At 36.3% G+C, this 24,659-nt stretch carries 25 protein-coding genes and 2 pseudogenes; 19 read left to right on the top strand and 8 right to left on the bottom strand.

The genetic code is table 11. The features are described from left to right. Nucleotides 1–185: 185 nt before the first annotated feature. From V7266_RS17240 to V7266_RS17225, 4 genes are all read left to right on the top strand, one after another. A complete protein-coding gene (locus tag V7266_RS17240; protein ID WP_335469395.1) occupies nt 186–773 on the top strand; it encodes an SDR family oxidoreductase in 588 nt (195 codons plus the stop codon). 166 nt (nt 774–939) lie between these two features. Continuing rightward, nucleotides 940–1,308, top strand: a complete 369-nt coding sequence (locus V7266_RS17235; RefSeq protein ID WP_335469393.1) for a nuclear transport factor 2 family protein — start codon at nt 940–942, stop codon at nt 1,306–1,308. A 402-nt stretch (nt 1,309–1,710) separates the two neighbouring features. Next, entirely contained in the window at nt 1,711–2,085 is a 375-nt protein-coding gene (locus V7266_RS17230) for a MerR family transcriptional regulator (protein ID WP_335469391.1), read from the top strand. A 211-nt stretch (nt 2,086–2,296) separates the two neighbouring features. Next, nucleotides 2,297–3,421 (top strand): NADH-dependent flavin oxidoreductase, encoded by a 1,125-nt coding sequence (locus V7266_RS17225; RefSeq protein ID WP_335469390.1) that lies wholly within the window; start codon nt 2,297–2,299, stop codon nt 3,419–3,421. Between the two features lie 259 nt (nt 3,422–3,680). Here V7266_RS17225 and V7266_RS17220 read toward each other — a convergent pair. Together V7266_RS17220 and V7266_RS17215 are read right to left on the bottom strand one after the other, a co-directional pair. Further along, nucleotides 3,681–3,856: pseudogene (locus V7266_RS17220) on the bottom strand (IS110 family transposase); the annotation flags it as partial. A gap of 286 nt (nt 3,857–4,142) precedes the next feature. Beyond that, entirely contained in the window at nt 4,143–4,688 is a 546-nt protein-coding gene (locus tag V7266_RS17215; protein ID WP_335469389.1) for a TetR/AcrR family transcriptional regulator, read from the bottom strand. A 201-nt stretch (nt 4,689–4,889) separates the two neighbouring features. Here V7266_RS17215 and V7266_RS17210 point away from each other — a divergent pair, with 201 nt between their 5' ends. From V7266_RS17210 to V7266_RS17185, 6 genes are all read left to right on the top strand, one after another. Further along, nucleotides 4,890–6,251, top strand: coding sequence for an MATE family efflux transporter (locus V7266_RS17210; protein ID WP_335469388.1), 1,362 nt, complete (start codon nt 4,890–4,892; stop codon nt 6,249–6,251). A gap of 293 nt (nt 6,252–6,544) precedes the next feature. Further along, nucleotides 6,545–7,603 (top strand): NAD(P)-dependent alcohol dehydrogenase, encoded by a 1,059-nt coding sequence (locus tag V7266_RS17205; RefSeq protein WP_335469386.1) that lies wholly within the window; start codon nt 6,545–6,547, stop codon nt 7,601–7,603. Between the two features lie 122 nt (nt 7,604–7,725). Then, nucleotides 7,726–8,364 carry an SDR family oxidoreductase gene (locus V7266_RS17200; protein ID WP_335469385.1) on the top strand — a complete coding sequence of 213 codons (639 nt, stop codon included), beginning with the start codon at nt 7,726–7,728 and terminating at the stop codon, nt 8,362–8,364. A gap of 128 nt (nt 8,365–8,492) precedes the next feature. After that, nucleotides 8,493–8,627 carry a hypothetical protein gene (locus tag V7266_RS17195; RefSeq protein WP_335469383.1) on the top strand — a complete coding sequence of 45 codons (135 nt, stop codon included), beginning with the start codon at nt 8,493–8,495 and terminating at the stop codon, nt 8,625–8,627. Continuing rightward, nucleotides 8,572–9,402 (top strand): SDR family oxidoreductase, encoded by an 831-nt coding sequence (locus V7266_RS17190; RefSeq protein WP_335469381.1) that lies wholly within the window; start codon nt 8,572–8,574, stop codon nt 9,400–9,402. The genes V7266_RS17195 and V7266_RS17190 overlap by 56 nt, the downstream gene beginning before the upstream one ends. 321 nt (nt 9,403–9,723) lie before the next feature. Beyond that, nucleotides 9,724–10,815: a low temperature requirement protein A gene (locus tag V7266_RS17185; RefSeq protein WP_335469379.1), complete on the top strand. Its 1,092-nt coding sequence runs from the start codon at nt 9,724–9,726 to the stop codon at nt 10,813–10,815. A gap of 529 nt (nt 10,816–11,344) precedes the next feature. Here V7266_RS17185 and V7266_RS17180 read toward each other — a convergent pair. After that, entirely contained in the window at nt 11,345–12,145 is an 801-nt protein-coding gene (locus V7266_RS17180; RefSeq protein ID WP_335469377.1) for a COG4705 family protein, read from the bottom strand. 313 nt (nt 12,146–12,458) lie between these two features. Here V7266_RS17180 and V7266_RS17175 point away from each other — a divergent pair, with 313 nt between their 5' ends. Next, nucleotides 12,459–12,971 (top strand): hypothetical protein, encoded by a 513-nt coding sequence (locus tag V7266_RS17175; protein ID WP_335469376.1) that lies wholly within the window; start codon nt 12,459–12,461, stop codon nt 12,969–12,971. Nucleotides 12,972–13,241: 270 nt separating this feature from the next. Here the strand turns inward: V7266_RS17175 and V7266_RS17170 are convergent. The 4 genes and pseudogenes from V7266_RS17170 to V7266_RS17155 all read right to left on the bottom strand — a co-directional run bounded on the left by V7266_RS17170 (nt 13,242) and on the right by V7266_RS17155 (nt 16,149). Next, nucleotides 13,242–13,606, bottom strand: a pseudogene (locus V7266_RS17170) (winged helix-turn-helix transcriptional regulator). Nucleotides 13,607–13,923: 317 nt separating this feature from the next. Beyond that, on the bottom strand, nt 13,924–14,481 hold the full coding sequence (hxlB, locus tag V7266_RS17165; RefSeq protein ID WP_335469374.1) for a 6-phospho-3-hexuloisomerase: 558 nt from the start codon (nt 14,479–14,481) through the stop codon (nt 13,924–13,926). 8 nt (nt 14,482–14,489) lie between these two features. Beyond that, on the bottom strand, nt 14,490–15,137 hold the full coding sequence (hxlA, locus tag V7266_RS17160) for a 3-hexulose-6-phosphate synthase (RefSeq protein ID WP_335469373.1): 648 nt from the start codon (nt 15,135–15,137) through the stop codon (nt 14,490–14,492). A gap of 193 nt (nt 15,138–15,330) precedes the next feature. Beyond that, nucleotides 15,331–16,149 (bottom strand): helix-turn-helix domain-containing protein, encoded by an 819-nt coding sequence (locus V7266_RS17155; RefSeq protein WP_335469372.1) that lies wholly within the window; start codon nt 16,147–16,149, stop codon nt 15,331–15,333. A 278-nt stretch (nt 16,150–16,427) separates the two neighbouring features. Here V7266_RS17155 and V7266_RS17150 point away from each other — a divergent pair, with 278 nt between their 5' ends. From V7266_RS17150 to V7266_RS17115, 8 genes are all read left to right on the top strand, one after another. Further along, a complete protein-coding gene (locus V7266_RS17150; protein ID WP_335469370.1) occupies nt 16,428–18,389 on the top strand; it encodes a primary-amine oxidase in 1,962 nt (653 codons plus the stop codon). 59 nt (nt 18,390–18,448) lie between these two features. Then, a complete protein-coding gene (locus tag V7266_RS17145; protein ID WP_335469369.1) occupies nt 18,449–19,030 on the top strand; it encodes a hypothetical protein in 582 nt (193 codons plus the stop codon). 153 nt (nt 19,031–19,183) lie between these two features. Beyond that, nucleotides 19,184–20,422, top strand: coding sequence for an ammonium transporter (locus V7266_RS17140; RefSeq protein WP_335469408.1), 1,239 nt, complete (start codon nt 19,184–19,186; stop codon nt 20,420–20,422). Nucleotides 20,423–21,742: 1,320 nt separating this feature from the next. Then, complete coding sequence (locus V7266_RS17135; protein ID WP_335469407.1) at nt 21,743–21,877, top strand: DUF6366 family protein; 135 nt, start codon at nt 21,743–21,745, stop codon at nt 21,875–21,877. A gap of 122 nt (nt 21,878–21,999) precedes the next feature. After that, complete coding sequence (locus tag V7266_RS17130; RefSeq protein ID WP_335469368.1) at nt 22,000–22,215, top strand: hypothetical protein; 216 nt, start codon at nt 22,000–22,002, stop codon at nt 22,213–22,215. A 469-nt stretch (nt 22,216–22,684) separates the two neighbouring features. Then, on the top strand, nt 22,685–23,176 hold the full coding sequence (locus V7266_RS17125) for a GNAT family N-acetyltransferase (protein WP_335469367.1): 492 nt from the start codon (nt 22,685–22,687) through the stop codon (nt 23,174–23,176). A 233-nt stretch (nt 23,177–23,409) separates the two neighbouring features. Next, on the top strand, nt 23,410–23,559 hold the full coding sequence (locus V7266_RS17120) for a hypothetical protein (RefSeq protein WP_335469365.1): 150 nt from the start codon (nt 23,410–23,412) through the stop codon (nt 23,557–23,559). Continuing rightward, nucleotides 23,549–23,863: a hypothetical protein gene (locus tag V7266_RS17115; protein WP_335469363.1), complete on the top strand. Its 315-nt coding sequence runs from the start codon at nt 23,549–23,551 to the stop codon at nt 23,861–23,863. Before V7266_RS17120 ends, V7266_RS17115 begins: the two co-directional genes overlap by 11 nt. A gap of 202 nt (nt 23,864–24,065) precedes the next feature. Here the strand turns inward: V7266_RS17115 and V7266_RS17110 are convergent, their stop codons facing one another. Next, nucleotides 24,066–24,458, bottom strand: coding sequence for a hypothetical protein (locus V7266_RS17110; RefSeq protein WP_335469362.1), 393 nt, complete (start codon nt 24,456–24,458; stop codon nt 24,066–24,068). Nucleotides 24,459–24,659 lie beyond the last annotated feature (201 nt).

Genomic DNA, 24,659 nt, shown 5'->3' with positions numbered 1-24,659 from the left:
GTGCATTATTTCACGAACCAAGGTTAGTTGACAATTGTAGACATTTTATTTCTGTTTATAATTATATACAAATGTCACATAATTCATCAAAGTGAATTATTAATGGCATCAAGATAGAGGAATAAGAAAACAATTCCATCGAAATAAATGCAAAGAACGACATTAAATGAAAGGAAGTTTTAAATATGACGAATGTTTTAATCATTGGAGCAAACGGATCACTTGCTCGTGTAGCTATTGATATGTTCCTTAACGAAACCGATGCTCAGTTGACGCTTTATTTGCGAAACTCACGCAGACTAAGAAACATTGATCCAAATCGTGTTCGAGTAATCGAAGGGGACGTTATAGATCTTGAAAAACTAAAAGAAGCGATGAATGGACAGGATGTTGTGTACGCCAATCTATCTGGTAATTTAGAACAAATGGCAAAGACCATAGTGGAGGCAATGAATACTACTGGCCTTAAACGTCTCATTTGGATTAGCTCAATGGGTATTTATGATGAAGTTCCAGGAGAAAGGCATGGCAATATTTTAAATCCATATCGAAAATCAGCTGCGTTCATTGAGGCCTCAGACCTTGACTATACGATTTTGAGACCAGGTTGGTTTACCAATAAAGATGAAATTGACTATGAGATCACTCAAAAAGGTGAACCATTCAAAGGGCATGATGTATCAAGAAAAAGTATTGCAGATTTGATTGTTAAATTGGCTGTTACACCAGGATTAGAAGTTCATAGCAGCTTAGGTGTAAATAAACCTGTTTAAGTAGGGTTAGCACAAACAATATTCAATAAAAAACAGCGGTAAATGCATGATTTACCGCTGTTTTGATCCAGTTCAATTTAATATGAAAAGGCTCTGTTATTTAGAATTTTTGGTAGTGAAAAATAACAATTCGATAATTTCATATGAGGAGGTTTCATGTACAAATATGAGCAAAGATAAACAAAAAATCCTAGCAGTTTATCAACAGATTGATGATGGCATGGTTAATAAAGACACTCAAAGCTTGGATAACATCCTTGATGACAATTATGTATTAGTACACATGACTGGTTATCATCAACGTAGGCAAGAATGGCTTGAACAAATAGAAAATGAGCAAATGAAATACTTCAAAACTATACCTCAAAAAACAACAATCGTAATAGATGGTAATACAGCTACACTCATTTGTGATACTAAAATTGACGCTAGAATTTATGGTTTTAGAACCACATGGAGTATGACAATGGAAATGCATTTTGAAAAACGTGCTGAGGATTGGTATCCAGTATATGCTATAGCAACAGGTAATTAAATAGCTTAAATCAAGCTTTATTTAAAATTGATGTTGATGAAACACACTTTTAATAAAAGAAACTTTAAAAGATATTCACTTCATACACCATGAGCGGATCCCGCCGCCTATGGTGTATTTTTTAGGCCCTATAAATGAAATTGTTGATTTTCTTATTCAACTAAACATGGCAGTTTAGTCGAATAAAGAATCGGATAACAATAGTTGAGAAAACTCCCTAATAACTGCGGCGAGTTTTGCTTATTTATATGCCAATGGTTTATAACTTCTGAAAAGCACCTTAAAACGGACATATATTTAAAAATTTTTGACTTAGAGTAAACTCTAAGTATTACTCTTTCTTTGTTTCACAAATTAATAGTAAGAAGAATAGATATATCAGATTTATAGGAGACGGTTATATTGACTTATTCTATTGGAGAATTCTCTAAAATCGTAGGGTTAAGCGAACATACATTGAGGTTTTATGAAAAGGAAGGATTAATAAAAGTAAACAGAGACGATAACAATGTCAGAATCTACTCGGATGAAAATAGATTATGGATTGAATCATTGCTCCACCTAAAAAATACGGGGATGTCACTAAAAGACATGAAGCGATTTGCCATGTGGGGTCATATGGGGGATGCAACAATGGAAGAACGGTTAGCTCTACTTAAAAATCATCGCAAAAAAGTAGTGGAAGAAATTGAGAAGCTTCGTCTAAGTTTAGAGCATCTGGATAATAAAATAAATTTTTATGAAAATGAATTAGGAGACTGTTTCTCTACAAATTAAGCAGCCAGTTTTTTTTTCCATTTGCCTCCTTTTTGAAATACCTGGACAGACAGTTTCGAGATCGTGTTTTTCTTGGGGAAAAACGGTAATAAAAAAACACTTGCTTTAGAGTGCACTCAAGGTATTAATCTAAACTTGCACCATTTGAGACACCTTTACAGTGCAAAACTAACTAGAACATATAAATAAACATACAGAAAGAGGTTAAAAAATGAACACAAAATATAGCAACTTATTTGAATCATTTACATTTAATAATGGTATCACCATAAAAAATAGAGTCGTTATGGCACCTATGACAACTTGGTCTAGTAATGATGATTACACCATTTCAGATGAAGAAGTGAACTATTATAAAAGAAGAGTCAATGGAGTAGGACTAGTTATCACTGGCTGTACGCATGTGCAACCAAACGGTATAGGTTTTACACATGAATTCGCAGCTTATGATGATAAATTTATTCCAAGTCTACGGAAATTGGCGGATGCGGCGAAAAGTGGAGGAGCTCCTGCGTTGCTTCAAGTTTTTCATGCAGGCAACAAAGCACTGCCATCTTTAACTCCAAATGGTGAGGTGGTTAGTTCCAGTGCTGTAGAGACTGAAGCTACTGCATTTGCTCCTTCCGTATTACCTAGAGAACTTTCACATGATGAAATAATAGAAGTGATTCATGCTTTTGGAGAAACAACCAGACGAGCTATTGAAGCTGGTTTTGATGGTGTTGAAATTCATGGTGCACACGGATTTTTACTTCAAAACTTCTTCTCTCCTTTCTTCAATAGACGTGAGGATAAATGGGGTGGCTCTCTAGAAAATCGCTTGCGTTTCCCATTGGCAGTCATTCAGGAAATGAAAAATGTGATTAAGAATCACGCAACAAAGCCGTTTATTTTAGGGTATAGAATATCCCCTGAAGAACAAGGTGGATATGGGATGGAAGATGCCTATGAAATAATTGACCATCTGGTTGAACAGGGTTTGGATTACATCCATGTTTCGCTTGATGATGTATCTTCAAAACCACGAGGCATTGCAGATGGAAAAACACGGCTTGAATTAATTGTTGAACATGTAAACGACAGAGTCCCTGTAATGGCTGCGGGTTCTATGGTAACTGCTGATGATGTTGCATCTGCATTAGATAAGGGTCTATCCCTAGCAGCAGTTGGTCATGCCTTAATCATGAATCCAGACTGGGTAGAAAAGGTTCAGAATGGAAAAGAAACTGAAATTAAGACTGCAATTAAGACTTCACGAGTGAGCGATCTTGAGCTTCCAGAAAAACTTTGGGGGATTATTCAAGCTTCAGGTCCATGGTTTAAGATCGAAGAATAAAATAGAAAAGAAAAGTTACTGTTTTTTCAGCCCCACTTTTTTGGGGCTGCTTATTTAATATTTAAGACATTAACATTTAAAATGGAGATTGAATTCTAAGCTTGTGAAGCTTTGTACTTAAACAAAACCAGCTAATAGTTTGTCAACATTATCCAATAAAAAGTTTAATAACCTCATGATTACTAAAAATGTTCATGCCAATTAACCTTCCTAAATTCTCTTATTGGAAGGTTTTGTTGTATTTTGTTAGATGTAGGTACTATGCTATATCTTGGAAAGAAGTTCTGCTTTTTAGTAAGGCGTAAATCCAATGTAAGAGTTTGTTTACACATGCAATAATCGCTACTCAAAGGGTTTACCTTCTTCTCGTTTCTTATTGTAAAACTCTCGTAGTCTTCTATTTCGTGGAATGATTTCATCAGTGAAGAGTTTTTTTGACATGCGCTTATTCTCCGATTCTCACATTATAAAAGTACCCGAGAGGGCAGACCTTTTTTTAGTGTCTACTCAATCGGGTACATTTTAAAATCTGGCTAACCTTATATTAAGAACGGGTGCTTAACTACAATAGGGAATAAAATTAATAAGCCTAAAATATGCAAGTTTTTATACAATACCTGCTCATTTAGGCTTTTTTCCATTTAAATACACTGCTATAAATAGCATTTTTATTTGCCAAATACACTTTTTTATAAAGTTTTTTCATAACGATTTAAAATTATTATAGATTCCTCTCTAACAAAATCCCCACTTGTTCTGCCATGACTTGAGGTGGGTAAGGCATCCCATTGATAATCCACCATTCCACAATCCCAACATATGAAGTGACGATAAATTGAAGAAGAACATCTTCATTTAATTCAAGGTTCTTTCCTTGTGATGTATCAACTTCATCCTTAAACTCTTCGATGAGAAACTCATGAAACTGACTACGAAAAGAAGGAGCTCCCTTACTCTTTAACATCGTTGAAAAGAATAAATTGTGACTTTCAAGGTATTCGAACCAAGGCAGATTCGCATCTTTATATTCTGCGGCGGAAGTTGCTTCGCAGATTTCTCCCATTTCGTTAATATGTTCTTCAATCAGCTTATCTAGCAGATCAAACTTATCCACGTAATGAAGATAGATGGTTCCTCGGCTAACATTTGCTTGATCGGAAATGTCCTGAATGGTAATGTCATCGAAATTTTTTTCACCCATTAGCTCAATCAAGGCTTTTTTTATGGCTTCTTGGCTTTTGGCTATTCTTCTATCTACTTTAGGCATTTTAAGGTTCACCAAACTTTCTTAAAAGATAATGAACAATTTTAATTGATTTGTTCATTACTAGTCATATTGAGTTGAATTAACAATTGTAAGCATCCTATATCTGTTTATAATTATATACAGTTGTTCATTAATGAATCAATATTTAATTTAATAACAATTAGAGTTATGGAAATTTGCAATAAAATCGGGGGGATTAACTTGCAACAGAAATCTTTAGCGTTGCCATCCACAAAGTTATTTATGAATAGGGATTTATTCATATTATTTGTACCACTTATCATTGAGCAGGGTTTAGAATATCTAGTTGGATTGGCAGACTCCATTATGGTAGCACACGTTGGTGAATCTGCTGTATCTGGAGTTTCCCTTGTAGACTTTGTTATGGCTTTACTTATTAGTTTGTTTGCTGCTCTTGCAACAGGTGGGGCAGTAATTGCGGGACAATACATGGGCAGAAAGCAGATGGAAGAATCAAGAGAAGCAGCCAATCAACTGGTATGGTTTGCAGGTGCAGTTTCTATTATCATCATGCTGATTATCTATCTAGTCAAACCACTAATATTAAATGGACTGTTTGGAGAGATTTCCGATGAAGTACGTACAAGTGCAAATACTTATCTGATGATCACTGCAATATCTATTCCATTCCTTGCCCTATATAATGCTGGAGCTGCTATATTTCGAACGATGGGTAATGCAAAACTGCCCATGTATGTAATGTTGGCCATGAACATTGCTCACGCAGTGGGGAATGCGATCCTTATTTATGGCTTTCACTTTGGAGTGGAAGGTGTGGCGATACCGACTCTTCTATCACGTATTGCGGCCGCAGCTATTATTATCACTTTGGCTTTTAGCAAAAAGAAGCCAATATATATAAAGAAAAGTTTGAAGCATAAATTTAACTGGTCCATGATGAAAAAAATCTTAGGCATTGGTGTTCCATATGGATTAGAAAACGGCTTGTTCTATTTTGGAAGAATTGTTGTACTCAGCCTTGTTTCTACTTTTGGTACGGCAGCTATTGCAGCTAATGCGGTGGGAGGCACTATTGTGATGTTTGAAGTCCTGCCAGGTATGGCAATTGGGCTTGGACTGACTGTTATTATAGCAAGATGTGTTGGTGCAGGGGATTATGAACAGGCTAAATATTTCACCAAAAAGATTATGGGTATTGTGTATGCTGCACAAGTAATAAGCTGTGCATTGGTACTTGCTTTTCTCCCATCAATATTAAATGTTTATGGATTATCGGAGACTGCAAGATCATTGACTACACAAATCGTTTGGTGGCATGCAGCATTTGAAGTCATCATTTGGCCGCTTGCTTACACTTTACCTGTAACGTTCCGTGCTTCAGGCGATGCCAAATTCCCGATGTACGTTGGGATTTTATCCATGTTTTGTTGCCGTATTGCCTTGGCATATCTTTTCAGCATCTATTTCCATATGGGAATGTTCGGTACTTGGGTAGCTATGTTTATTGATTGGATTGTCAAGGCGATGATTTTCGTCCAAAGATATATAAGTGAAAAGTGGACTAAGTTGCAGGCAATTTAAACCAAAAGATTAAATGATAATTTTTAGCATAGTGGGCTACGTATTGGTAGCCCATTTCTTTTTGCGTATGAAGACAATGTGGTTCACGAAAATTTTCTTAAAGTTAATGAACAATTTCAATTGATATGTTCATTAATTAACAAAGGACATGGATTTAACCATTGTAAGCATGATGAATCTATTTATAATAATAAACAGATGTACATTAAGGTATTGTTGTTCATATTGTAAAAATTTCGATTAATGTATATCCAAATTTAAAGTGTTAACAAGAAAGGAATGTGTTGTACCTTATGTGTAATAATCATCAAAATATTAAAACCCGTGTGCTAAGTGTTCCAAGTGCAAAAGCACCATTTGAAAAGACAACAATGGAACGAAGAAATTTACGCCCAGATGATGTATTAATAGATATTAAGTATTGTGGAATTTGCCACTCTGATATTCACAATGCACACAACGATTTTGGAAGCGGTGTGTTCCCGATGGTTCCTGGTCATGAAATTGCAGGCGTTGTGACAGCTGTAGGTTCAGAAGTTACAAAATTCGCTGTTGGTGACCGTGTGGGTGTGGGTTGCTTTGTTGACTCCTGCGGAGAATGTGAATTCTGCCTTAGAGGTGAGGAGCAATTTTGTAAGAAGGGGGTAGTCGTGGTATTTAATTCAATAGGCTACGACGGTAATCTAACATACGGTGGATATAGCCAAAAAATTGTTGTAAAGGACAAATTTGTTGTACGTATTCCTGACGGCATGGATCTGGCAGTGGCAAGTCCATTATTGTGTGCAGGCATCACTACCTACTCTCCTATGAAACACTGGAATGTCGGTCCTGGTAAGAAGGTTGCGATTGTGGGAATGGGAGGTCTTGGCCACCTAGCCGTACAATATGCACATACCATGGGTGCTGAAGTTACTGTCCTAAGTCAGACTATGAATAAAAAAGAGGAAGCCTTCGGATTTGGAGCAGATTATTATTTTGCAACTAGTGATCCTGCTACGTTTACTGAGTTGGCTGGTCGTTTTGACCTTATTCTAAATACAGTGTCTGCAAATATCGACGTAGATGCCTACTTATCAACTCTTAACGTAGATGGAACACTTGTAAATGTGGGTCTGCCAAATAAGCCAGATCAGTACAATGTTTTCTCCCTATTCGCTGGTCGTCGCAGTATTGCCGCTTCTAACGTTGGCGGAATTTGGGAAACGCAAGAGATGCTGGATTTCTCTGCAGAACATGGCATTGCACCAATGATTGAAGTAATCAGTGCAGACCAAGTGGACGAAGCATATGAGCGTGTTCTTCGAAGTGATGTACGTTATCGATTCGTAATTGACATGTCTACATTGTAAAAGTCTTGTTTAATTAAAGATGGATCAATCTATTGGTTGACCCGTCTTTAATTTTTTTTTAAAAGCAGTTTTGATTGTTTTCTATTTTAAACACTTTAAAGATAATTGGAGGAGGGTTTATGTTGACTAATGTTTTAATCCTTGGTGCAAATGGCCAAGTTGCACGTATTGCTATTAATTTATTTCTAAAAGAAACGGATGCTCAGTTGACACTTTATCTGCGTAACTCAAGAAGACTAAAAATCGTTGATCTAGGTCGGGAACGTGTCATAGAAGGTGACGTGAACGATGTTTCTAAGTTGAAAGAAGCGATGGCTGGGCAAGATGTTGTTTATGCTAACATTGGTGGCTCAGATATTGTTCAAAAAACTCAAAATATAATCGATGCAATGAATGCCACTGGTGTTAAAAGGGGAATTTTTATTAATATTTTAGGGATTTACGACGAAGTACCTGGCAAGTTCGGGGAATGGAATAAATATATGGTTGGCAGAGGAATGGAATATTGGAGAAAAGCCGCCAACATTCTTGAAGCCTCAGATATTGATTATACAATTTTAAGATGTACGTGGTTCACCAACAAAAACGAAGTGGATTACGAAATAACGGAAAAGGGTGAACCGCTATTGGGAACCGAGGTTTCCCGTAAAAGTATTGCTGCCATAGTTGTTAAAATAGCCGAATCGCCAGAATGGGGTGTTCGTCGCAGTTGGGGTGTTAGCAAACCAAATACGGAAGGCGATAAACCTGCTTTTTATTAATTTGTTCACTAATTAACAAAATACATCGAATTAACAATGGTAAAAATCCTTTATCTGTTTATAATAATAGACGTGAGTTCATTAATGTATTAATATTTAACTTTTTTTGTAGAAAGGTTGGTAAATAAATGCCTAATATTCAAGAAAAAGTTGTGATTATTACGGGTGCTTCTAGTGGTTTTGGTGAAGCCACTGATGTAGCGATTAATGAAAGAAGTTGTACTTTGGACCGGTGCTGGACAGATTGGCATGGCGATAGCTAGAAGAATCGGTTTTGGTAAGAAAATAATAGTTGGTGATAAGAACATAGATAATGCCAAGGCTATTACAAAAATGATGAAAGAAGCAGGATTCGATGTGGTTCCTGTTGAAACGGATATTTCCTCCAGAGAATCTATTTTAAATTTGATTGCAGAAGGTCAGAAGTATGGTGAAATCACTGCTCTTATCAATTCAGCCGGCGTGTCACCTAGTCAGGCACCCATTGAAATGATTTTGAAGGTGGATTTGTACGGAACTGCAGTATTGCTGGAGGAAGTAGGTAAGGTCATAGCTCCTGGAGGAGTGGGTGTGACAATTTCTAGTCAGTCTGGACACAGAATGCCACAATTGGGAATTGAAATTGATGAGCAGCTGGCAACGACACCAACTGAAGAGCTCCTTAGTTTGGAAGTCCTTCGTCCAGAAAATATCAAGGATACGTTGCACGCTTATCAAATGGCGAAACGGTGCAATGTGAAACGGGTTATGTTCGAATCTATACGTTGGGGAGAAAAAAACGCTCGAATCAATTCCATTTCCCCAGGGATTATTGTAACGCCATTGGCTATAGACGAGTTCAATGGTCCAAGAGGAGAGTTCTATAAGAATATGTTTGCCAAGTGCCCTGCCGGACGACCAGGAACAGCTGATGAGGTTGCAAATGTGGCTGAGCTGCTGATGATGCCACAGGGAGCTTTCATCACCGGATCTGATTTCCTAATTGACGGTGGAGCGACAGCTTCTTATTTTTACGGACCACTAAAACCAGCAGAATAATGAAATAGGTGTGAGCATTTAAAACGGGAAATGACATAATTGAAAACCAACAATTAAATAATAGCCCTATCTATCTATTGGGACAAAATTATTATATAAAAAAAAATCCGATTTTCTAAAGTGGAATTCGTTTATTTTTATCTTTGTGAAGGTTTGTACTTAAAGCTGAAGGGGCGTTTGTTAAAGACGTGGATCGCTGCGGAGGTCTTCTTTCTTGTTGAACGAACCGGGTAGTTTACTTAAGGAGACGGGATAAAAAATGCAGGGAAAACCTACCAAAATATAGTATATATATCAAATATAAATAGAAGGAGGGATTGAATGGAAGAAAAGAAAGTTACATGGTTAGAACTCTTTTATGATTTGTTATTTGCGGCAGCTGTTTCGACTGCGACTCATGTATTACTTCATGTTGAAAAAGGGGAAATTCATCCAGCATATTTTTTGAAGTTTGTTTTAATATTTATCCCAATCTGGTGGTCTTGGGTAGGACAAACGTTGTTTATTAATCGGTTTGGAAAAGATTTTTTACATCAACGGATCTTTACGATTTTACAAATGTTGTTTGTCCTTATTATGACATCCAGCTTATCGGTTGACTTTAATAAATATTATCTTCCGTTTCTTATTGGCTATATTGGATTAAGAGCACTTACAGCGATCCAATATCTGGTTGTTCGAAGTTTAGAAGAAGGGGATAAGAAAAAGGTAGCTCAATATTTAGGAACGCGTTTTTGGATTGGAATCATCATATCATGTTTCTCTATCTTATTTGATTCATGGATTCGATATAGCTTATTGTATGCAGGAATTTTTATTGATATTATTGTGCCCTTTTTCGGACGTAAGTATTTAGTGAAAGCTTCGTCCAATACGGTTCATTTATTAGAACGTTTTGCTTCATTGACATTAATCCTTTTTGGAGAATCCGTCATCAGCACCCTTTCTGTGCTACAACCACAAAAAGGTGATTGGGATTCAATCTCATTTTCGATAATTTCCTTTATCCTAATTATTTCGATGTGGTGGCAGTATTTTGAAAATGTGGAAAAGAAAGTTGACAAATCGATCCAAACAACCGGCCAAACCATTATATATGGTCATCTTTTCATATTAATGTCTTTGAGCATGATTGCTGCTTCCATCAAGCTTCTGTTTCTAAATGAGGTTCGGTATTCATTTAACTTATATTTTATATTCGGTTCCGTACTACTTTATTTCATCACAACTACCATTGTTTTTCATCAATACAGGTTTAAACAAGACCGTTTGAAATATGCTCATTTAGCTTTATTTATAGGGATTTTAGCAACCCTTTTTATGATTAATTTTATAGTAGAGGTTTCAAACATTGTAATCATGGGAGAAATGACCCTGTTTTTTATCATTTATGCAAAATTAACAACTACTTGAATGAAATGCTAAAGATTTTTAATACCTGAGCGTATTGACGGTGGAGCGACCGCTTCTTATTTTTACGGACAACTAAAACCAGCAGAATAATGAAAGGAATCTCAAAATGCTGTCTCACTTAGTAATGAGGCAGTATTTTTTAATAAATATAGTTGAAATACAAATTAATAGACACAACAACTTTTATCTTTAAACTTCATTTATCCTGACCATTTGCTCAATGAACTAGAGCATACCAAAAAGTTGCTACTGATAAAATATATCGTAAAATTTTCAACAAAATACCCTCTTCATCTTCTTCGACAGGCCTGCCCCTATGACTGAACAAGAAGGGAGTGTAGTTTAAGTGTATTTCTTCACAAAATTAAAGAAAAGTCAATCTTCCAACTGTGAAAATAGACTTTTCTTCCAAAATAGACAAAATATTTCATAAAAGCAAAAGGTTCCCGACGTACCAAATAGCATGAAATGCACATAGTATTTTATCTTAAGCAATTTGGCTGGTTTTGTATCATAGGGGATCAATTTACTAAGATGCTCTTTCCTCATCGCCCTTGAATTCCACGCTTTTTGCGGGTGATCCTCCTCTAAAGACGACTAGGAGAATAATAAAGATCAGTAAAACAAGGCTAACCAGGCCTTTGTCTATTCCCAGTCCACCGTGGCTATGGGACGCCGCTAACCAATCCGAGAACGAGGCACCTACTGGGCGCGTCATGATATAGGCAAACCAGAAAGCAAAAATTTCATTAAGACCAAAAAATAGGTAACCCAATGCTGGAATAACAAGCAAGACAGTAAATAATACACCTGAAGATAAGTAGCCCAAGTGCATGCTTGATGCTGTCATATCCCCTGCGGCGGTACCAAGTGCGAATGTCACTAGTACGGTGAGCCAGTAAAAGATCTCGCGGCGACGGGTAAAGATGCTGTGTACGGACAGAGTTTTTTCTTTCGAATACCAAGTAATGAGAACGACAGCGAGTGCCACTACAAAGAAGATGGTTGAAAGGATGTAGGGAATGCCTAGTCCGACACGAACCACATCTGCAGCCATTGTGCCAAATATACTAACCATGACTACAACTAGCCAGTAGACATTTGGTATATATCGGCGTACTTTGAACTGTAATATCATGGCCGCTACAAAAATGAGAACACTTAGGGGTGCTGAAATAAGTGGATTTAGATTCTCGAATAAATAATCGGATGCCACCTCACCCATTCCAGTAGTCAGCAGCTTAGTAATCCAAAAGTAGAGTGTAATTTCCGGGACTTTAGCAAGCATTTCTTTTGTCTGATTCATGGTGCCCGAAAAAGATATGTTCATATTAAGACCTTCTTCCTATAATCTTTGATGACATTTGAGCAATTTTTTTTATAGCTTTTTCCTTTTTGATTTGCACATTCTCCTTTTTGTTAAACATTTATTATCAAAACTATTTTTCATCATCAAAATCAACTATAATATAATAATTTTCAGTTTTTATTAAGGGGCGATTAAAACTATATTAAGTGACTATTAATTTCTATATTTTTTATTAGTGGGAATTATATGGATACAAATGGAAATGAAACACTGTGATTTGAACATAATAAATTTATTGAGATAATTTCCTGATTTGCATTTTGTAGTGAGAAGTATGTTTACTAACAACAGTGCTCAGATTGGTGGAGCTGTATCAAATTTTGGTTCCGGTACAGTTAATATTACAAATAGTACGTTCACTGGCAACACCGCAAAGGTTGGAGGTGCTATAACAAATCAGGATTCTGGTGCAGTTAATGTTACAAATAGTGCGTTCACTGGTAACTCTGCTAATTTTGGTCGGGCGATAGGGAATTTTTCTGGAACAGTCAATATTACAAATAGTACGTTCTCTAACAACAAGGCTTTGATTGGTAATGGCGGGGCCATAACAAATGATGGCACACTTATCGTTATGAGAAGTACGTTTACTAATAACAGTGCTCCGAATGGTGTTGGTGGGGCTATAGCAAATACTGGAACAGCAACCATTACAAGAAGAACGTTCACGGGCAACACCGCTACGAGTGGTGGCGCTATAGAAAATTTTGGCAATGGAACAGCAACACTTACAGGTAATACGTTCACTGGCAATAGTGAACCGCAGGTAACTGGTGTATCTGGCTAAGCTGATGATGAATCAAGTTCTGAGTAGGATCACCATGCCATATCACCATCACTCTTAAAAATAAGGGAAAAATAAAGACGAGCTTATAATTTTTTAAGGTAGCAAGTTGCTACCTTTTATTATTTTTTGAAGGTGAATAATGATTTTGTGAAAATTTACACTTACTCCAATGGACAGTTGTCCAAAATATAAACGAATGGAATTTGGAGGTGTACTTGAGAATGGGGATGCCGTCATGCGGAGAGTTGTTATTAATATAAATAAACAGAATTATTGGGCTCCATTGATTAATTTTAGCTCATTCTGATGGTTTACTTTCTTGTAGTTCTTTCCCCATTCATACATCGCTTCTAGGATCGGCATTAAACTTTCCCCTTGTTTAGTAAGGGAATACTCTACTTTAGGAGGAACAACTGGGTAAACTTCTCGGTGAATAATACAATCTTCTTCTAATTCTCTCAATTGATTCGCAAGCATTCGTTGGGTAATATCTGGAATTAACTTTCTCAGTTCGCCAAAACGTTTAGTTCCTTGTTTTCTAAGTACCATAAGATTAACATTTTCCATTTCCCACCGATTATAGAAAGAGTAAGCTCCTTTTCACAATTAAATGTTCTTCCTCGTAGATGACTCATGTTTTTTTCCTCCTATTGTTTGTTTTCATTATTGAGAATGAACTTTTAGTTAGTAAACTTTCATCAAGTATACTTATGTACTTTAAAAAAAGATTGTAAAAAAACAACATTGTATATTTAAATTATCTTTTTAAAGAGGCTTGGAAAATAACCATCTATCTCTGAACAGTTCCCACCGATAGATGATTATTCTTAGGTAAAAGTGACTAAGTAGCCTGAATCCATTTATCCGGCTGGCATTTTTTCTCCAAAAAAGGAAAGACCACAAATTCTTTTAACAGGAGTGAATTTGTGGTCTATAGAATATTCAATTTATTTTATTCCAGATTTGCATGCTTACCATACATTTTATTGGAGTCTAGCCCTTTTTTTTCCATAAATCTTAAAATCAGGGCATCGTAAAACAACAACATCGTTTGCTCAAAAAGAGATCCCATTGGTTGAATCGTTTGGTAATCACCAGTTGATTGATCTTTAGGAGCACCCGGCAGCTTAACAACAATATCAGCTAGTTTGCCAATTGTAGAATCAGGCGAAATCGTAATGGCTGCGACGGTTCCACCAATGTTTTTCGCTTTTTCAGCAATGGCAACCAAGGTTTTGGTTTCTCCTGAGCCAGATCCGATGATTAATAAATCATCAGGTTCTAAGTTTGCTGTTACAGTTTCACCAACAATATAAGCATCAATCCCCATATGCATCATACGCATAACAAAAGATTTGCCCATAAAACCAGATCGACCTGCTCCTGCAACAAAGATTTTGTTTGAATCAAGAATTTTATTCACAAACTCCTCAGCCTCTTTGTCTGAGATTAGATTGATGGTGCGGCTTAATTCTTGAACCACTTCATCTAAATATTGAGTCGTTAACATGGATCTAATTACCCTACTTGAACGGCAGTTTGTTTGATTAATTCTTGCATTTTCGCTGCCGTTGATTTTTTATCTTCCTTGCTAGTAATCCCTCCGCCTACAATTACTAGGTCTGGTTGTTGTTTAATGACTTCTGGTAGTGTTTCTAATTTAATTCCGCCAGCAACCGCTGTTTTTGCATTTTTAACAACACTTTTAATAGTAGCAAGATCTTCAAATGAGTTTTTTCCAACAGCTTGTAGATCGTAACCTGTATGAACACAAATATAATCAACGCCAAGTGAATCTAGTTCTTTGGCACGAGCGGCAATATCTTTTACAGAGATCATATCGGCAAGAATTTGTTTGCCCTGTTTCTTCGCTTCCTCTACTGCTCCTTTAATCGATTCATCTTCAGCAGCACCAAGAATGGTAATGATATCAGCACCAGCTGCAGAGGCTTGGCTCACTTCATATCCAGCTGCATCCATAATTTTAAGGTCAGCCAACACCGTTAATTGAGGAAACGCATTTTTTACTTCCTTAACCGCTTTTAGTCCTTCATTAATGACCACGGGTGTGCCAATTTCAACAACATCCACATGATCCTTAACTACTTCCACCAATTCAATTGCACCCTGAATATCGACAAGATCTAAAGCTAATTGTAATTTCATAATAAAAGTCTCTCCTTTTTGGTTTGAATTTGTAAAGCTTATATTCATTGTAATTCTCAGAAATTTATAAAAAAAGTACGCACTTTAAAATCAGATAGTGCGAAAAAGTATACTATGGGACTCAATTGGTATACTTTTCCTCACTATATGAAAAGAAAGTGCGTACTGACGATGATTTTATTCAAACAGTGTTTCATACAATCGTAAATATCTTTTTATATTGTTTAGGTGTTAAATGAATGAACTTCTTAAAACCTTTTATGAAGTGAGCCTGATCATAGTAACCATTTTCATAGATAATATCTAATAAATCTGCTCCATTTCTATCTAAATACATATCTAACGTATTTTGGAAGCGAACGATTTGACAAAATTGCTTAGGAGAAAATCCAATATAGGATTCAAACTTCCTGCGTATATGCTGTTCTGAATAGCCAATGGAATCGGATAAGTCCTGGACATTAACGGTTCCCCGTGACGAATAAATCTGATCAATGGCATATCTGACCATTTTTTGATCTTTTTCTAATTTTAACTGTTTTTCTTGTAAATACTCGCCAAACAATTGGATTCTCTCGCTAAATGACTTCCCAGAAATGATTAACTCAACTATTGGCTCCACCTCATTCAAAACCTCATTTAAAGGAATTTGCTGAGCAAGAAGAAGCTCCATTGATTCATTTAATTTGAAAATACTTTGTTCAGGGAAAAATCGAACACCGAAGTATTGGCAATTTTTTCGAAATTCCGGCTGTTTTTTTCTGTATAAAGGACTAGTCCATAAGTAAGCAGTTGGATTTGCAGAATCACAGCAGAATAAAAAATCAAAACATCCATCTGGAATAAGGGATAGAAACGTAGAGGTGTCTGCATATGTAGTGAATTGATAGAACAAGGCAACATTTTGGCTATACCATCCACCCGCGGGTTTAAGTTCTTGATAGAAAAGTGTATTTTGTTTGATTTCTGGTTGAGAAGGAAAATAGATTTGGTTATCTAATAAAGTACTCATTTTGTAGTACTCCTTTCCTAACAGTAATTTATAGCAGAACGTGAAGACGATTGGATGAAACAAGATTAATTGAAACGTTAGAATTCATAAAAAAATAATAATGATATTTTCATGTTTGTTACAGTGTTATGTAAGAATTCCTAACATAAAAATTAAATAACTTCACGCAGGTTCGTTTTTTACAATAAATTCGACAAAAAACTAGATATTCTAAATGTGTAGGTAAGATTTATTCAAAAAAATCAATTCATATTTATCAAATAATGGGAGGTAATCTTATGAAAGCATCGGAAATGAAAGTAAATCAAGCGACACATCCTTTAGAACCATTAACATCGGAGGAAATCACAAAAGCGGTAGCAATTTTAAGAAGTGAAATGAATTTAACTCAGTCTGCTAGGTTTGCACAGGTGGTCCTACATGAACCTGAAAAAGAATTGGTTCTTAATTTTAAAAAGGGAGATTCGTTTGAAAGAGAAGTTTTTATTATTCTATTAGAACCAGAAACAAATGAAACGTTTGAAGCGATTGTTTCTCTTACAAAAGAACAAGTAGTTTCCTATGAAAGTATTCCAGATGTTCGACCAGGCTTTATCCTTGATGAATTTGAAACAGTCGAAGAATTAGTGAAAAATGACCCAGACTATCAAGCTGCCCTTTTAAAACGCGGCATTACCGATCCAAGTTTAGTGATGATTGATCCATGGTCATCGGGTTACTTTGGTATCCCAGATGATGAAGGGAAACGACTTGTTCGTGCGTTAGCCTGGGTAAGGCCAGCTGAAGGAGAAAATGGATATGCATATCCCATTACAGGTCTAATTCCGGTAGTGGATGTGAATAAAATGGAAATTATTCGTATTGAGGACTACGGAGTGAAACCAATTCCACCAACAGATGCTGCTTATACACCAGAAGAAGCCAATAGTTACCCGATTGATATTCGCCAAGACGTAAAACCATTGGAGATCATTCAACCTGAGGGTCCAAGCTTCGATATTGATGGTCATTCAATTAATTGGCAAAAATGGAATATTCGTTTTGGATTTACGCCAAGAGAAGGGCTTGTTCTTCACACGGTGGGATATGAGGATAAAGGAAAAGTTCGTCCAATTCTTTACCGTGCTGCATTATCTGAAATGGTGGTACCTTACAGTGATACAAACCCATCTCATAACTGGCAAAATGCGTTCGATGCAGGGGAATACGGAATTGGTCAGCTTGCCAATTCTCTGGAGTTAGGTTGTGATTGTGTAGGGTATATAAAATACTTTGATGCAGTGATGTCAAACAGTAAAGGCGAACCATTTACAGTGAAAAATGCGGTTTGTCTTCATGAAGAAGATTATGGGGTCGCATGGAAACATACAGATTGGAGGACAAATAGAGTTGAAGTAAGACGTTCTCGTCGTCTAGTCATTTCTTTCTTTGCAACAGTTGCAAACTATGATTATGGATTCTTCTGGTCTTTCTATCCAGATGGAACGATCGAGTGTGAAGTGAAATTAACTGGTATTTTAAACGTAGGTGCATTGGATGAAGGGGAAGTTCCTAAATATGGAACAGAGGTTGCACCACGTGTGAATGCGCCATATCATCAGCATTTCTTTAACTTCCGAATCGACCCTATCCTTGATGGAGTGAAAAACTCTTTGGTTGAATCCTATACAGTCGCAGAAAAGGCAGGTCCGGAAAACCCAAATAACAATGCCTTCTATACGATATCAAAAGCCTTTAAAACAGAATCAGAATCAGTAAGTAATATTGATTTGGCTACCCAAAAAACATGGAAAATTGTCAATCCGAATTCAAAAAACTTCGTTGGCCAACAAGTCGGATATAAAATTGTCACTGGTGAAAACTGTCTTCCGTTCGCTACAGATGAGGCTAGTGTCATTAAACGTGCAGGATTTATCAAAAATCATCTCCATGTTACAAAATATGATCGTAACCAAATGTATGCTTCTGGAAAATATCCGAACCAATCAAAAGGCGGAGATAGCTTAGAGCATTATGTAAAAGCTGACCGTAATATTGAAAATGAAGATATTGTTGTATGGTACACAATGGGGCATCACCATATTACTCGACCAGAAGACTGGCCGGTCATGCCAACGGCGTATCAAAGCTTCCAATTGAAACCAGTAGGATTCTTTGACCGTAATCCAGCTCTAGATCTGCCTCGTCCAAAGGCTAAAACATCTTGCAGTATGACAAAAGGTGATTCTTGCCATCAATAAGAAAGAAAGCGGGAGTTGGTTTTTTTACCAGCTCCCATATTATAAATGGAGGTGAAGGCATGTTAGTTTTTATTAGTTCAGCACTGATTGTTGTGTATACGATATTCTTTCATATACACATTGCTTCAAAAAAACAATGCGTCAGTCCAGCAACAGGAAAGTGTATTTCGATGGGAGTAGGTATGGTAAGCAGTACAATGATTGGTCTCATCCTTGCTCTATTAATACCAGGAGAACTAGCGTATTCTACCGTATTATCCATTATCATTAGCGGTGTTTTTAGCTATTTCATTGGCCAACATTTTGGCGCTTCTGGAATGATTGAAGCATTGTCTTCCGGCTTTATGGGAGCGATGATGGGAGCGATGCTTGGAGATATGACCCCAGAAAACCGGCAAACTTTTATCATTGTTGCAATGGATATCATCTATTTACTTTCTATTCTATCTTTAATGTTTATGGTTAATAAAGAGGTTGTAAAACAGAATGCAATGGCAAAAACCAAATTAACTCCGCTTTTGCTATCATTCGTTCTTTCTATTTCAGTAATAGGAATTGCAGTCACAATGAAGGCGCGTACCCATGTTCCATTAGATATGCCGGAGATGAATATGAATATGAATCATCAACACCAGCATTAAACTGAAAATAATTAACTCTAAGGAGGAATTGGGATGTATCGTAAAAAACGGAGTATGGTCTTATTCACGTTTCTTGCCTTTCTTTTCATTGTTCCAATCAATGCGTTTGCAGCCACAACAACACCAGTAGTTGATTCAGGAGATACAACTTGGATGTTAATTGCAACGGCGATCGTCATCTTCATGCATGTTCCAGGATTAGCTCTTTTTTATGGAGGATTAGTGAGTGATCGAAATGTTGTCTCAACCATGATGCATAGCTTTGTCAGCTTGTTAATCATCACGCTCGTATGGGTATTATGGGGTTATACCCTTAGCTTTGGACCTGATAAAGGCGGACTGATCGGTGGGTTGGATTACTTAGGATTTCATGGGGTTGGAGGAGAAGCTGCATTTGGCTCTTACACCATTCCACATTATACTTTTGCTATCTTCCAATGTGCATTCGCCGCTATTACCGTTGCCATCATTTCTGGGGGAATTGCCGGACGAATATCTTTCCCCGCTTGGATTCTCTTTAGTTTGTTATGGATCACCTTTATTTATGCTCCGATGGCTCATTGGGTTTGGGGAGGCGGTTTTTTAGCTAAACTTGGTGAACTTGACTTTGCTGGTGGTACCGTAGTTCATATTCTATCTGGGGTAAGTGCTCTTACGGCAGCCATTATTATTGGACCTAGGTATGAACATTTAAAGAAAAAACACAGTCCACATAATATCGTGCTGTTCTTAATCGGTGCTGCAACTCTATGGTTTGGGTGGTTTGGCTTCAATGCAGGGAGTGCTTTAGGTGCCAATGAGGTAACTGCTCTTGCTTTTGCGAATACTCAAGTTGCGGCAGCCGCTGGTGGTTTGTGTTGGCTTATAATCGAATGGAAAGTTCGCAAACGGCCAACTTTAGTCGGGGCAGCTACAGGAGCAATCGCTGGTCTTGTAGGAATCACTCCTGCTGCTGGGTTTGTAACGGTTCCTTCAGCCATCATTATTGGCTTACTTTCAGCGCCGGTAAGTTATTATGGAATCAACTTTATTAAAGAGAAATTCAAATATGATGATACTTTAGATGCATTTGGTGTTCATGGTCTTGCTGGAATTTGGGGATCACTTGCAACAGGTATTTTTGCCACAACAAGTGTGAATTCAGCAGGTAATGACGGATTGCTTTATGGGAATCCTGCATTGATTGTACACCAATTTTGGGGTGTAGCAACAGCGATCATTCTTGGTGTTGTCGGAACGTTTATCATCTTAAAAATCGTAAAACTATTTGTGCCGCTACGTGTTACCCAAGAAGAAGAGTTAATGGGATTAGACATTAGTCTACATGAAGAGAGAGCTTATAGCTCAACGGTTCAACCTATAGAGATACCTAATGATTCATTTGTATCGTAAATACAAAGTAGAAATAAAGTTACAAATGAAGCTCCTCGTATAGAATATATCATGAGCAATAGTGGTGATAATTAGCTGGTATGGATACGGTATTGAACCGCTTTAATGCAGCATTCCTATAAAGAAGAAATGTGATGTTTGAACATAAAAAGAATATGAAAAGAAACAATTAAATTGATAAGTGTAATAGAAGAAACAGGATTTTCACATAATCCAAGAAAGATAAACCTCTTCACACAAAAAAGCGATAAAACACCCAAAACGTCAAAAAACGTCTTCAAAATTTCTAATTTGAAGGCGTTTTTTGACGTTTTGTACTAAAAATGCCCTCAATTAGAAAAATGGAAGTTCGCTTTATATCAGAAATCTCGATATTGTAGAAGTGTCGAAGACGAAGGCTTTTCCCTATAGCCCTCGCAAAGGACAAGGTGAAGAAAGGGTGTCATAAAATATTCACATTCTATTGAAGCACATATGAGCCTTTTCTTCATTTATTTATATGTGTTGCGGATTTTTTGAAAAACTCTCTTTTTTGGTTTTTATCACAATGTTCTCGTACTTTGTCTCATGAATGATAGAGACATAAAGAGGAAAATTAGAGATGGAGGTTGATGATGAAAAAAATGATACTGTTTATTGGTCTTCTTACTATATTCGTGTTAACGGCATGTAGTGATGGAGACCAATTAAGGACAATCAAGAAAAAAATCAAGCAACAGATAAACCAAAAAATAACGTTTTGAAAAACGCCGAGGAGATTATTGCCTACTTTAAAGCGGAGAATGGTAACATTTCGTATACAAAAATTTATAATGAAGAGAATGATCCAAACGAATTGTTAGGAAGGCTAGGGGGATATATCGGCAAAGTGGATTTCATTGACAGTAGGGTTGAAAAAAATTCATCGAGGGTCTATTGATCAAAGATGAGATGCTCCTTGAATCTGTAAAAAAAGAAATGCGAGAAGACTTTAAGGTTAAATATGGTGGTAGCATCGAAATATTTGACAACAAAAAGATGCAAAAAAACGCTATGAATATGTAACAACGACGGCTCAGGAATCAGGCGGAGCTTTCACGGAATATGGGTACCTACATAAAAATATCTTTTTGAGGTTGTCCAAATCATTAACTCCTACACAGGCAGAAGCATATGAACAAATTCTGATCGAGTTTGTCGAAAGTAATTAAAATGATTTCACTGTAAAAGGTGAAGTAATAAATTTTCATGAAAGCGTCCATAGTCGCTAGTTTTGGCGTCCATAGTTTAGGTCAGGATTGAGATGGAACTGCTTGTGATAACTAGTTTTAAAACGCCTATATCAATTATAGGCGTTTTCTGTATGGTTCTATTAAACAAACGCGTAGCTTAACTGGTGTTATGGGTTGGAAAGGGACAGGAATCCTTCTTATTATAATAATAGTTGGATTTGTTTTATATAAACTGATTTTTTGAAGAGGAGTGCTGCCAACAATCGAAGGCGGCTTTCTTATTATGCTAACTAGGGAGGTTAGCTTAAGAAGGATTTCTAAACTGGCTGGCGAATATGTACTTCACCACTTTTTCAGGAGGTTCTTATGCGTCCAATTATACTTATACTTATTTGGAGTGTTTTTATCCTAAATGGCTGTCAAAATGTTCCACAAACTCCACAACATTTAAGTGTTGAACAGGTCCTAAAGGAAAATATAGAGGAATGGAATGTTTCTATAAATCCTAGAAAAGAGAAAAATAAATGGGTATATGACACGCAGTTAGAATACCTTGGAATACGCCAGTTAATGTTACTCTGACCAATTATGATAATACGAAGATTACCTATTACAGAATGGAACCACATATACCAGCACCTACAACTGGAAGTGGCGATTATAAGGAGAGCGTCTATTCCAAGAACAATTCAATTCTTGAATTTGAAATGGAATGGGAAGTTCAAGGAAAAAAGCAATATGGGAGAACAGTTTTTGAAGTAAAGCCAAAATAATTCCTAATGATTAGCCACTGAACCTACTATTCAACCAACGGGTTGCTTTTGTTCAAGATGATGTGATCGCTGGGGCGGTCATTATTTCTTGTTGAACTACGGAGCAGGATAGTAAAAAAAGAAATCCAACTATATAAATTAAAAAGTTAATCTTAGCCCAAAATACCTTGTTAAATTTTCTTACATAAACCATCTATCTAATTTTTTGTGTGGTATTTTTAACTATAGATACTAAGTTAGTTTGGTTGTCTTTGGGTATCTATTAGGAGGGAGAAAATATGAATTTAGATATAAGGTTAGCAAATGAGAAAGAAACCCCTATTGTACATAAGCTTATGTTAGAGGCGTTTGAAGAATATCGATTCCTTGATGTTCCTTCAAGTGCATTAAATGAATCACTAGATACCTTGCTAAATGCACTTAAAAACGGTTCAGAAAAAGCCTTATTGTGCTTTGTAGATGGGGAGCCATTAGGTTCTTCAAGATTTACAATTAAAGACGATTCGTTATATTTTTCAAGATTATCTGTAACACCACAGGCAAGAGGAAAGGGGATTGCAAAAGCTATTTTATTGTGGCTTGAGAAATATGCTAATGAAAATGGAAAAATGAAAATGGAATGTCGTGTTCGAGCTTCATTATCTAAAAATATAAGTTTATACGAGGCAATGGATTATATTGTTTCTGACGAAGAAGTTGTCACTAATCCTAATGGTTACCCTGTTAAAACAGTGGTTATGGAAAAGAATTTGGAGCAAGTAAAAGTTTGATTAAAAATTCCTGACCTCTATAACTTCTTAGAGGTCAGGAATTTTTTAATATTATTTAGTTATTATAATTCAAGAGATTGTGAAGAGATTTACTTAAGTTTAAGTGGAAGGTTAGTTGAAGTAGAAAGAACACCCTAGTGCACATTTAACTTCTATAGCTAATGCAATAAAAAAGATCATTAAGGCAACCCTAATCATATAAAAATATGGGAGTGGTTGCTATAAATAAAGTAGTGCTAACGCTAGTCACGGTATTTTTCTTAACTGTTGGTAATGCTTCGGCTGCTAAAGTTACAGCAGTAGGAGGAGAGAGATATGAAGTGAAGGACCAAGCTACAAAGATGTTTATATTTGACACCAATGCAGGTATGGATGCGTCATAGCTTAGTCGATTATTATCATAATAAATATCATGCAGACTCCATAAGTTGGGGAGAGCTAAAACCAGAAGGCATTCATGTTTGGATAAAGCAGCTTAAGCCTACTGAAAACGACAGAACGTATACCCATCTTATAAAAATTTCTTTACAATATGATAAATTAGTTATCAATGAGAAAAAAGAAATAATAACAAAGGATACATTTACTTATGCGGTAAACGCAGATTTACTTTCACTTTGTCCTGAATCAGGAAAATCTGAAAAGGAACTTAAATTAATCGATTCTTATCATAAAGTGCGACCATAGCTGGTTGCACTTTTATTTATTAAAGGTATGACAAAAGCTAATGAATAATAAGAACTGGCAGTTTAATTTAATTTCACAATCTGTATTAATAAATGTCCTTTTCCTCCACACAAAAAGACTCCCACCAGATGAAAAAGGAGAATGAATTCTTTATGAAATCATCCCCTCAAATATTTGAAAATGCTAATAGTATTATTACTCCTCAATGACTAGCTAAACGTTTTTCAAAATCCGCCTTAAACAACAGAATAGCATCAATATTTACAGCAAAATCGTGGTCACTGATATTAAAATTTGTTATAAACCCGTTAGACCTCTCACGAACCATAATTGTCGGACGGATATTGTCTCCAATAGAGTCCTGAGTTACACCACATCCATAAATATACCAGTTAGTTTCAGTAGGCTTATTTGCTGCATTTTTAGATAAGTCATTTTTTATTATTTCGCATAAATTAGCCATAAAATCTTCATTAAGATTAATGCTTTTTCCATATTTACCATCAACAGTTATATCAGCATCTCCATACCAAATATTCCTGCTTGTTCGCTTTCCGTCATTTGAAGTGTAAGTTTCATCAAACAAAATCTTCATTTTCATTACCACCCCGTTAAAATACAATTTCTTCACACTATTATACACCAATTAGAAATTGAAGAAATAGCTTACATTTAGTCTCACTAAACTTTTAAGAGTTAGGCAAGATAACTACATGGTAGGGTTCCTCCTAAAGTTATGAGTTAGAGTGTTGTCTATACTCATTTCTTACTGAGGGTCCTATTTTTTTCAAAGTCG

The sequence above is a fragment of the Neobacillus drentensis genome (assembly GCF_036965645.1).
GTDB lineage: Bacteria > Bacillota > Bacilli > Bacillales > Cytobacillaceae > Neobacillus > Neobacillus drentensis_D.
This window is presented reverse-complemented; position numbering and strand designations above follow the sequence as displayed.